Here is a 10,596-nt window from a genome sequence, read left to right as displayed (position 1 = left end):
ACTATTTGATCAGCACGCCTGGTTTATTAATTAAGGGTATTCTGATCAGGTTTTCATCCACAATACTTTCCGGAAGAAAAATGAACTTTTTGTCGTAAATGGTTCCGTCAATATAATAGCTGAGCCAATATTCATTGGTGAGTCCGAAAACCGCCGTATCTATAGCTTCAACGCCTTTATAGGTATTGGCAGGCACATCTCCCAGAAAATGTCTGAGTACTGATGTTTTGACCATTTTGCCATCTTTCTCCCCATAGCCCTTGGAGCTGATCAGCACATTGTTAATCTCTACATTTTTCAGGTTAAGGAGGTAAACTGTCCAGTTTTTTACTTCAGGGGTGGAATCCATCAGTACGACAGCCATGCCCAAATCTTCGACTATATTTTCCGGCAGGTCTTTCTTCATCAATATTATGTTTTATCAGTCAGATGACCGCTGTTCAATAGCCTTTCCTTTCAGGCGGAGGGAATTGAACAGCGAACATTCCGTTCTTCGTATCTTATTTTTTTGCAACAGCCTTTTTCTTCGCAGGCGCTTTAGCCGCAGTTTTACCCGTGGTTTTCGCTGCCGCTTTTTTCTTGGTTGCTTTGGGTTCAAATGCATTCGGCACCTGTTCCACAATCAGTTTTTTAACTTCATCCAGTGAAAGTACCGCTAATTCCTCAGCTGTATATTTTTCATTGGTAGCCGGGTTTTTACCCAGTTTCAGCATGTCTTTACCGAAACGGATAAACGGTCCCCATCTTCCGTTCTCGAGGGCTATTTTATGTTCCGGCCAGGTTTGGATAAACCTGTTGGCTTCTTTCTCTACTTTTTTAATGATGAGTTCCCTGATATCATTGTCAGACAGGTTGTCAAAATCGTATGCCTTTGGCACGTTGATGAACAAGTCATTCCATTTGATGAAAGGACCAAACCGTCCTGTACCTTTCGTTACCGGAAGGTTGTCATAATGGGCTACCGGTGCATCAGCGGTAATTTTTTCGCCAATAATCTCTATAGCACGGGCCTGGTCTACCGACAAAGGGTCTTCATTTTTTGGAATGGAAATATAGGCATCGCCCCATTTCACATAAGGACCAAAACGTCCGACACCTACGGAAACTTCCTTACCCTGGTAATCTTCCAGCTGGAAAGGTAACCGGAATTGCTCCAGTGCCTCTTCAAGGGTAACAGTGGTTACCGACTGGGTTTTCATCAGGCTTGCATAACGTGGTTTTTCCTCGTCATCGTTCTGACCGATCTGTACCAGCGGGCCAAACTTGCCTACTTTTGCATATACATTTTTGCCGCTTTCCGGATCTACCCCCAAGAGGCGTTCCCCATTGGCCCTGTCGGCAGTTTCTGTAGTTACTTCTACTTCCTTATGGAAAGGGGTATAGAAATCATGCAGCATCTGCGTCCAGTTTTGTAAGCCCTGGGCAATCTCATCAAATTCCTTCTCTACTTTGGCGGTAAAGTTGAAATCGACAATACCTTTAAAGTGTTCCACAAGGAAGTCGTTGACTACCTGGCCAATATCTGTAGGGAACAGTTTCGATTTCTCTGCGCCCGTAGTCTCCGTTTTTACTGTTTTACTCACTGTGCCGTTTTCCAGCACAATGGAACCGAAGGAACGCTGGCGTCCGTCACGGTCTTCTTTCACCACATACCCGCGGTTCTGAATCGTAGAAATGGTTGGTGCATAGGTAGAAGGACGACCAATACCGAGTTCTTCCAGTTTTTTAACCAGACTGGCCTCTGTATATCTTGCCGGTGGACGGGAGAAACGTTCTGTGGCATTCATGACCAGCAGGGATAGTTCCTGTCCTGTTGCGAGAGGAGGGAGAATGTTCTCATTTTCTGAGTCTTCCTGCTCTTCATCATCGCTGGATTCCAGATATACTTTCAGGAAGCCATCAAACTTCATTACTTCACCTTCCGCAATGAGGTCTTCCTTACGGGTGCTGGCGGTAATGTGGGCAGTAGTTTTTTCAAATAATGCTTCACTCATCTGTGAAGCAATCGACCGTTTCCAGATCAGCTCATACAAGCGCTGCTCCGAGCTGTCGCCTGTTACGGAATGCTGATCGAAATAGGTAGGGCGGATAGCTTCGTGTGCTTCCTGTGCGCCGGCAGATTTCGTTTTATAGGTTCTTGGCTGATGGTATTTATCCCCATAAGCCGAACGGATTTCATTGGCCGCAGCCGTTAAAGCAGTTTCAGATAAATTCACCGAGTCGGTACGCATATAGGTGATCTTTCCACTTTCGTACAGGCGCTGTGCCACCTGCATGGTCCGCGATACCGGGAAGCCCAGTTTTCTCGATGCTTCCTGTTGCAGGGTGGAAGTAGTGAAAGGTGCCGCAGGATTACGTTTCGCTGGTTTTGTTTCCAGGCTGGTTACCTTAAAAGAGGCATTGATGCAGTCCTGTAAGAACTTTTCTGCATCTGCTTCGCTTTCAAAGCGCTGTGGCAATTCTGCCTTGACCTGCTCACGGCCTTTGCCGGTACCGAATTTAGCGGTGATCTTGTAGGCTGCAGCGGCATTGAACTGGTTCACTTCACGTTCACGGTCTACAATCAGGCGCACGGCAACCGACTGCACACGACCGGCAGAGAGGGAAGGTTTAATCTTTTTCCACAATACCGGGGAAAGTTCAAAACCGACCAGCCTGTCGAGCACACGGCGTGCCTGCTGTGCATTGACCAGGTTATAATCTATATGACGTGGAGATTCTATCGCTTTTAAGATTGCAGGTTTGGTGATCTCATGGAAAACAATACGCTTGGTTGTTGCTTCCTTTAATCCCAGCGTTTCGTAAAGGTGCCATGAAATAGCTTCTCCTTCACGGTCCTCATCGGACGCTAGCCATACCATCTCGGCGCCTTTAGCTAATTTCTTTAGTTCTGCAACCATCTGCTTTTTATCAGCGGGTACTTCGTAGGTTTGAGCGAAGTTATTGGTGATATCAATCCCCATATCGCCTTTTACCAGGTCACGGATGTGACCGTAACTGGATTTGACAAGGAAATCTTTCCCCAAATATCCTTCTATTGTTTTCGCTTTTGCAGGTGATTCAACTATTAATAAATTCTTAGCCATTCAGGACGTTTTTCTGCAAATAAAACTATAAATAAGCCTAAAATCAAAATTCTACGCATAATTTATATAAAAAAGAAAATTCCGGGACATTCGTTTTGGTCCGGTTTATGGAAATCCGCCACTCCTTAAAGACCGTAAATGGACACGTAATATTTAAGTTGACGATAGGATTATAAAGTCCACGAAATATTGTAACTATATTAGTCATCACATAAAAATAAATCACATGAACACTCTACTTATTTTATTCAGTCTGTTATTTACTCCACCGCAGAGTATCTATGACTTCAGCTTTAAAACAATTGACGGTAAAGAAGTTAAATTGTCAAAATTTAAGGGCAAAAAAATATTAATTGTGAATACAGCATCTAAATGCGGTTATACCCCGCAATATGAAGACCTGGAAAAATTGCATAAAACCTATGGCAAGGATGTCGTATTAATTGGATTCCCTGCAGGTAATTTCGGGGGACAGGAATTGGCGACCAATAGCGAGATCCAGGATTTCTGTAAAAAGAATTTTGGGGTTACTTTTTTATTGAGCGAAAAAGTAAGTGTGAAAGGAAATGACATTAATCCTATATTCAAATACCTGACTTCAGCAACCAATCCTGACTTTACGGGTGACATCAACTGGAATTTTGAAAAATTCCTGATCAATGAAAAAGGACAGCTGGTACACCGTTTCCGTTCTAAAGTAACGCCAATGAGTACCGAACTGACTAAGAATTTGTAACATTTTCAGGTACAAACCGCTTTGAAACGGTTGAATTACAGCAAAAGAGAAATCCTTAACAGAGATTTCTCTTTTTTTTAATCCTTATTTCTGGGCTTTCCACTAGATTTGCAGGACATTTATATCATATGCGCATTTCTGTTCATTCAGGACTGGCAGCGTTTCTGCTGTCCTCCTGTTTCTTTATTTCCTGCTCCAGCCATTATCAGCTGGTACAGTCGAAACGTGCAGAGTACCCAATTAATGCCACCACACCAGTGGACAGCTCTGTTATCAAAAAATATCTTCCTTATAAACTGAAAATGGATTCGCAGATGAACCAGGTGATCGGTGTTACGGATATTGCCCTGACGAAGAAATATGTAGGGGGAGAATCATTACTGGGGAATTTCTTTGCAGATGCAGCCATGCAGCAGGCAGTCCTGATTGATCCGAAAATTGATTTCGCCCTTCCAAGTACCAACGGGGGACTGAGAAATGACCTTCCTTTGGGGTCTTTGACTTTGTCGAACCTATTTGAACTGATGCCCTTTGAAAATGAACTTTTAGTGATGGAGCTGAAGGGAGCGGAAGTAAAAACACTGGCAGATCTGATTGCCGCCAGCGGTGGTCAGCCCGTGGCCGGGATTACTTTTGATATTAAAGGTAAAGCAGCAGAAAATATTAAGATCAACAACCAGGCCTTCGACAGCAGCCGCAATTACCGGGTGCTGACCTCAGATTATATTGCAGGAGGTGGCGATGGGGTGGAAATATTCAAAAAGGCAGTAGGCCGGAAGGTACTGGGACTAAAAGTGAGGGATGCCCTGATTAAATCTGTAAAAGAGCGCCAGCAGGCAGGACAAAAAGTAAGTGCAAAATTAGATAGAAGGATTACAAATGATTAACCGTAGAAAATTCATCAAGGGCGGACTTATTGCGACAGCAGCAACAGCCCTCAGCTTAGATGCTTTGGATGCACTGGCCAGTGGCGAAGCCAAAAAATTGACCATTCTGCACACCAATGATGTGCACAGCAGGATTGAACCTTTTCCAATGGATGGTTCCAGGAACCAGGGACTGGGCGGCGTAGCGAGAAGGTCGGCACTGATCAAAAAAATAAGGCAGGAAGAATCCAATGTATTGCTGCTGGATGCAGGAGATATTTTCCAGGGTACCCCATACTTTAATTTATATGGCGGTGAGCTTGAAATTAAGCTCATGAGCGACATGGGGTATGATGCGGCAACCATGGGGAACCATGATTTCGATAATGGACTGGAAGGCTTCTATAAGCAATTGCCACATGCCAGTTTCCCGATCCTGGTGAGCAATTATGATTTTTCTGATACCATTATGCACCAGTCGACCAAACCCTACCAGATCTTTAATAAGCAAGGGCTGAAGATAGGGGTGTTTGGTATCGGCATTGAACTGAAAGGTTTGGTAGGAGAGAACAACTACGGCTCAACAGTGTACCAGGATCCGGTTCAGAAAGCCAATGAAGTAGCTTCTTTGTTGAAAAATGAATTGAAATGTGACCTGGTGATCTGTTTATCGCATCTGGGCTATAAATACAATGACAATACGGTATCTGATCAGGTGCTGGCCAAAGAGAACGATCATATTGATTTGATTATCGGGGGACATACCCATACTTTCCTGCAGGAGCCGCAGGATGTAAAAAACAGGGCCGGAAATATAACGACCATTAATCAGGTGGGCTTCGCCGGAATTAATCTGGGCAGGGTGGATTATTATTTCGAAACTTACCGGGGAAAGAAATTACTGAGCTCCTCACCGTATACCATCAGCAATACGCTGGATACTTAAGCTATAGATCGAGCTGTTTCAGCAAAATAGGCTGTATCATAATTTAAATTAGCCTCAAAGCTGCCAAATAATATTTTATTGCTTCTTCATTTCAATAAAAAACGGCAATTTTCATATAGAAAATTGCCGTTTTTTATGGTCTTCTTGTTAGTGGCTGTTTAAAATTAAATTCTGTTTACGAACTATGATTTGGATTAATGATACAGCCTCTTTCATCAGAATATAATTGTTTTTTAAAGGTGATGAAGCGATCATAAGCATTCTCATTTGCTGTTTGTCAGCGGTAGGCTTATGATGGTTTCAGCGATACCCATCAGAAATGTAATGCAGGACTTAGCAGAGGAATCCGCCGCCCAGCAAATCATTTCCTTCATAAAATACAGCTGACTGTCCCGGAGCAATAGCCGATACATTGTGGTCAAATACCACACGCATCCTGTCTTTCTCCTGAACAATGGTACTTAACATCCCTGCATCTTTATAGCGTATTTTAGTGATCACATTATCCATAGGTTCTAAAATACTTTCATATTTCACCAGGTTCAGGTTACGCACCATCGCTTCACTTCTTTCCAGCTCATCCGCACGGCCTAAAACCACACTGTTGCTCTCCGGCAGGATCTGCGTCACAAACATAGGTTCGCCAAAGGCTACACCCAGACCTTTACGTTGTCCGATGGTGTAAAATGGATATCCTTTGTGTTTACCAATGATCATTCCGTCCTTGTTAATGAAATTACCACCGTCAACACGGGCTTCGAGGTCACCCACTTTATGTCTTAAGAAAGAGCGGTAGTCATTGTCCGGTACAAAGCAGATCTCATAACTTTCACTTTTCTTGGCCAGTTCTTCCTGGCCCATGTCCAGTGCCATCTGCCTGATTTCCGATTTGGCAAAAGAACCCAATGGGAATTTCGTACGCGAAAGGTTTTCCTGTGATACACCCCACAGCACATAAGACTGGTCTTTGTTTTCATCCAGACCTTTGGAAATGACATGTCTTCCGTTCTCCTGCTGCCTGATGTTCGCATAATGACCGGTCGCAATAAATTCGCAATCCAGTTTATTCGCACGTTTCAGCAATGCTTCCCATTTGATATGGGTATTGCAAAGGACACATGGATTGGGTGTACGTCCTGCCAGGTATTCATCAACGAAGTTGTCAATGACAAAATCCCCGAACTCATCCCTGATATCTAATATATAGTGTGGGAAGCCATAATTTACAGCCAGCGTTCGTGCATCATTGATGCTGTCGAGGCTGCAGCAACCCGTTTCCTTACTGCTGCTGCCCGATGTGGCATAGTCCCAGGTCTTCATCGTTAAACCGATAACTTCATATCCCTGTTCATGGAGCATCACTGCTGCAACTGAACTATCTACACCGCCACTCATGGCTACCAAAATTCTACCCCTTTTACTCATTGTATTTTATTATCGTCCTGCAAAAATAACTCATTTTTACAAATATTCTCCTTTCCTGTGGTCAGATGCTTGTAAAAAGGCAATGTTTACGTCCGGGTAAACCGATGTAGCGATTCCTTTACCGCTCTTTTAACAGATATATTATATATTAGCCTCCAGAAGAAAACTAAACTTGACTACACCCATGAAGAAAACTGTCTTTTATCTTTTGTTGTTTGTTCCATTCCTCTGCAGGGCACAGCAAAACCTGCTGAACTATGTAAAACCAATTATCGGTACACAGAAAATGGGGCATACCTTTCCCGGGGCAACCGTCCCTTTTGGCGCCGTACAGCTCAGCCCGGAAACGGATACCATTTCCTATGAACGGAATGGAAAATATAACGGTGAGGTGTATCAGTATTGTGCCGGATATAAATATGAGGATAAAACTATTGTTGGTTTTAGCCATACCCACTTCAGCGGTACAGGGCATTCCGATCTGGGTGATTTCCTGATCATGCCTACGCAGGGTGAGCTGCAGATGAACCCTGGTACAGCGGCTGATCCGAAAAGCGGATTCCGATCCGCATTTTCCCACGACAAGGAGGTTGCAGAAGCCGGATATTATAAAGTGATGTTGGAAGACGACCAGATCCTGGCGGAAATGACCGCGACCAAAAGAACAGGCATGCACCAGTATACTTTTCCGAAATCAGACGAATCGCATATCATCCTCGACCTGATGGCCGGGATATACAATTATCCGGATAAAAATGTATGGACTTATGTCAGGGTGGTCAATGATACCCTGGTGACGGGTTACCGCCAGACCAATGGCTGGGCAAGAACAAGAACGGTTTATTTCGCCATGTCTTTCTCTAAACCCTTTAAAGCATACGGGCAGCAGAATTATGATAAAAAGCAAGCTTACCGTGGTTTCTGGGGCAAGTTCGACCAGCGCAAAAACTTTCCCGAAATTGCCGGTAAAAACCTGCGCATGTATTTCGATTTCAGCACTGCAGAACAGGAAAAGGTAAAGATCAAATTTGCCATTTCTCCGGTAAGCCAGAAAAATGCCCTGGAAAATATGCGTGTGGAAATACCGGGATGGGATTTCAATGCGGTGAAAAAACAGGCCCAGTCGGACTGGAACAGAGAGCTGAATAAGATTGTAGTGAATACATCGGAAGATGATAAAGTGAATTTTTATACCTCTATGTACCATGCTTTTATTAATCCCACCACTTACCAGGATGTCAATGGGGAATACAGGGGGCTGGACCAGGATGTACATCAGGCGAAAGATTTTACCAATTATACCACCTTCTCTTTATGGGATACGTACAGGGCATTACATCCCTTCTTCAATATCATCCAGCCCGCACGCAGCAATGATATGCTGAGATCCATGATGGCGCATTATGAGCAGAGTGCAGTAAAAATGCTGCCGGTATGGTCACATTATGCAAATGACAACTGGTGCATGAGCGGATACCACAGTGTATCTGTTGTGGCTGATGCAATCATTAAAGGAGTGTACACCGGTGATGCCGAAGCGGCATTGCAGGCCTGTATCGTGACGTCCAACCACAGGGAATATGAAGGAATTGGCGCGTATATCGACAAGGGTTATATCCCTGCAGAGCAAAGCGGGACCTCTATTTCCAATACACTGGAGTATGCTTATGACGACTGGTGTATTGCACAGCTGGCGAAAAAACTGAACAAGCAGGATATCTATACGGAGTACATGAAGCGCTCCGCCAACTGGCAGAATAATTTTGATCCCTCGACGGGATTTATGCGAGCAAAGATGGCGGATGGCAGTTTCAAAAAGGAATTTGATGTCAGAAGTACCCATGGGCAGGGTTTCATTGAGGGAAATTCATGGAACTATAGCTTTTTTGTGCCGCAGGCCCCGGCACAGCTGGTGGAAAAGATGGGGGGGAAGGAAAGGTTTGCGAAACGCCTGGATACTCTGTTCACGATGCACCTGCCGGATGAATTTTTCGCAGAGACAGAAGATATTACCCGTGAAGGGATTATTGGCGGTTATGTACATGGCAACGAACCGGCACACCATGTGGCCTACCTGTATAACTGGGCAGGCCAGCCCTGGAAAACACAATCACGTATCCGCATGATCCTGAAGATGCAGTACAAAAATGCACCTGACGGACTGGGTGGGAATGACGATTGCGGGCAAATGAGTGCCTGGTATATGTTTTCCTCCCTGGGTTTTTACCCGGTAGCACCGGGATCTGATGAATATGCACTGGGCAGCCCTGCAGTAAAATCGGCCACTATCCATCTGGAAAATGGCAAGGTGTTTACGGTAGAGGCCTTGAATCAGGGCGATAAAAATGTGTATGTGAAAAAAGTGTTGCTGAACGGCAGGGAGCTGAAAAACCATACCCTTAAACATACTGAGGTGACGAATGGGGGGAAACTCCTGTTTTATATGAGCAGTAAACCAAACAGATAGCGATTCGTAGTTTTTTACAGCTCCATATTTAACCAAACGAAGCTGTATCATTAACGAAACCAAGCCTCTGAGCATTGAATATTTGAAAATGCTTCCGTAGGAGGGTACGGGTAAAAACAACAAGAAAGAGGGTGGTCATGATTTATGATACACCCTCGTTTGGTTTGATGCGTTTAACGTGTAACTAAGATTCTTTTACTTTGTTTCCGTTTTGATGAAGGAGCTCAATCTTGTGGTCAGTTCTGCATGTTGCCCAATCCATTTTTCAACAGCCGCTTTTTCATTGTCCGTAGCTGCCAGAGCAGCCATTAATGATCCCAACTCTGCATCATCGAGCTGGAAATTTCTGAAAAATTCAGCGACAGCAGGATGGGAAACCACAAATTGTTTATTGGCTACCGTCTGGATCGTCTCCACATCACCAAATACTTTTTTAGGATCATGGAGGAACTTCAGCTTAAAATTGCTGAACATGTAATGCGGGGCCCAGCCTGTTACCACAATAGATTCTTTGGCATCTATACTTTTCTTTAAGATAGCCAGCATAGCCGCCTCACTTGACGATTGCAGTTCCAGTTTCAATCCGTAATCTTTAATGGCGGTTTCTGCCTTACCCATTATTCCTGCACCGGCATCAATGCCAACGATCTTCCCCTTAAACTGGGCAGCATTGGCATTGAGTTCATCCAGGCTGCTGACCTTCACATATTCCGGAACAACAAATCCGATACGCGCATTGTTGAAATTGGTACCGAGGACTTCCAGTCGCGGACCAAAAGTCTCCATATATTCTTTATGCGTCACCGGCATCCAGGTGTCAAGGAAAATATCGGCATCGCCACCGGCAACGGCAGCAAATACAGGTGCTACATCCGCATTTTTCAATTCTACGGTATATCCTTCTTTTTCCAGCAGTACTTTCGACAGTTGCGTCATGGCTACACCTTCCGCCCAGTTGACATAGGCGATGGTTACTTTTTTAGCGCCCGGCGCATTTCCGCAGGAAGCAACCAGGAATACTATAAGGGCAGTACCTAAAGCGCTGATTAACTTTTTCATATGATTATTTT

General features: G+C 44.3%; 8 protein-coding genes. 4 read left to right on the top strand and 4 right to left on the bottom strand.

All coding sequences use genetic code 11. From position 1 onward, the window contains the following. Nucleotide 1: 1 nt before the first annotated feature. Nucleotides 2–406, bottom strand: a complete 405-nt coding sequence (locus tag ACSBL2_RS14125) for a hypothetical protein (protein ID WP_442587176.1) — start codon at nt 404–406, stop codon at nt 2–4. A 94-nt stretch (nt 407–500) separates the two neighbouring features. After that, the gene (topA, locus tag ACSBL2_RS14120) at nt 501–3,086 is read right to left on the bottom strand and encodes a type I DNA topoisomerase (RefSeq protein WP_442587175.1); all 2,586 of its coding nucleotides are present in this window, start codon (nt 3,084–3,086) and stop codon (nt 501–503) included. A gap of 226 nt (nt 3,087–3,312) precedes the next feature. Between topA and ACSBL2_RS14115 the strand changes: the two genes are divergently transcribed. The 3 genes from ACSBL2_RS14115 to ACSBL2_RS14105 all read left to right on the top strand — a co-directional run bounded on the left by ACSBL2_RS14115 (nt 3,313) and on the right by ACSBL2_RS14105 (nt 5,634). Continuing rightward, nucleotides 3,313–3,822: a glutathione peroxidase gene (locus ACSBL2_RS14115; protein WP_442587174.1), complete on the top strand. Its 510-nt coding sequence runs from the start codon at nt 3,313–3,315 to the stop codon at nt 3,820–3,822. Between the two features lie 128 nt (nt 3,823–3,950). Beyond that, complete coding sequence (locus ACSBL2_RS14110; protein WP_442587173.1) at nt 3,951–4,709, top strand: 5'-nucleotidase C-terminal domain-containing protein; 759 nt, start codon at nt 3,951–3,953, stop codon at nt 4,707–4,709. Next, entirely contained in the window at nt 4,702–5,634 is a 933-nt protein-coding gene (locus ACSBL2_RS14105) for a metallophosphoesterase (RefSeq protein WP_442587172.1), read from the top strand. Before ACSBL2_RS14110 ends, ACSBL2_RS14105 begins: the two co-directional genes overlap by 8 nt. A 333-nt stretch (nt 5,635–5,967) precedes the next feature. Here the strand turns inward: ACSBL2_RS14105 and mnmA are convergent, their stop codons facing one another. After that, nucleotides 5,968–7,059 carry a tRNA 2-thiouridine(34) synthase MnmA gene (mnmA, locus tag ACSBL2_RS14100; protein WP_442587171.1) on the bottom strand — a complete coding sequence of 364 codons (1,092 nt, stop codon included), beginning with the start codon at nt 7,057–7,059 and terminating at the stop codon, nt 5,968–5,970. 184 nt (nt 7,060–7,243) lie between these two features. Here mnmA and ACSBL2_RS14095 point away from each other — a divergent pair, with 184 nt between their 5' ends. Beyond that, nucleotides 7,244–9,526, top strand: a complete 2,283-nt coding sequence (locus ACSBL2_RS14095) for a GH92 family glycosyl hydrolase (protein WP_442587170.1) — start codon at nt 7,244–7,246, stop codon at nt 9,524–9,526. 195 nt (nt 9,527–9,721) lie between these two features. On the opposite strand, the gene ACSBL2_RS14090 is transcribed toward ACSBL2_RS14095, so the two are convergent. Beyond that, nucleotides 9,722–10,585 carry a glycine betaine ABC transporter substrate-binding protein gene (locus ACSBL2_RS14090; RefSeq protein WP_442587169.1) on the bottom strand — a complete coding sequence of 288 codons (864 nt, stop codon included), beginning with the start codon at nt 10,583–10,585 and terminating at the stop codon, nt 9,722–9,724. Nucleotides 10,586–10,596 lie beyond the last annotated feature (11 nt).

The sequence above is a fragment of the Pedobacter sp. AW31-3R genome (assembly GCF_052180285.1).
Classification (GTDB): domain Bacteria; phylum Bacteroidota; class Bacteroidia; order Sphingobacteriales; family Sphingobacteriaceae; genus Pedobacter.
The sequence above is the reverse complement of the archived record's forward strand: the minus strand, read 5'-3'. Positions and strand labels throughout refer to the sequence as shown.

Bases quoted from the DNA above. Each gene is read 5' to 3' on its own strand.
- ACSBL2_RS14125 (WP_442587176.1), bottom strand. From the start codon at position 406: ATGAAGAAAGACCTGCCGGAAAATATAGTCGAAGATTTGGGCATGGCT.
- topA (WP_442587175.1), bottom strand. From the start codon at position 3,086: ATGGCTAAGAATTTATTAATAGTTGAATCACCTGCAAAAGCGAAAACA.
- ACSBL2_RS14115 (WP_442587174.1), top strand. From the start codon at position 3,313: ATGAACACTCTACTTATTTTATTCAGTCTGTTATTTACTCCACCGCAG.
- ACSBL2_RS14110 (WP_442587173.1), top strand. From the start codon at position 3,951: ATGCGCATTTCTGTTCATTCAGGACTGGCAGCGTTTCTGCTGTCCTCC.
- ACSBL2_RS14105 (WP_442587172.1), top strand. From the start codon at position 4,702: ATGATTAACCGTAGAAAATTCATCAAGGGCGGACTTATTGCGACAGCA.
- mnmA (WP_442587171.1), bottom strand. From the start codon at position 7,059: ATGAGTAAAAGGGGTAGAATTTTGGTAGCCATGAGTGGCGGTGTAGAT.
- ACSBL2_RS14095 (WP_442587170.1), top strand. From the start codon at position 7,244: ATGAAGAAAACTGTCTTTTATCTTTTGTTGTTTGTTCCATTCCTCTGC.
- ACSBL2_RS14090 (WP_442587169.1), bottom strand. From the start codon at position 10,585: ATGAAAAAGTTAATCAGCGCTTTAGGTACTGCCCTTATAGTATTCCTG.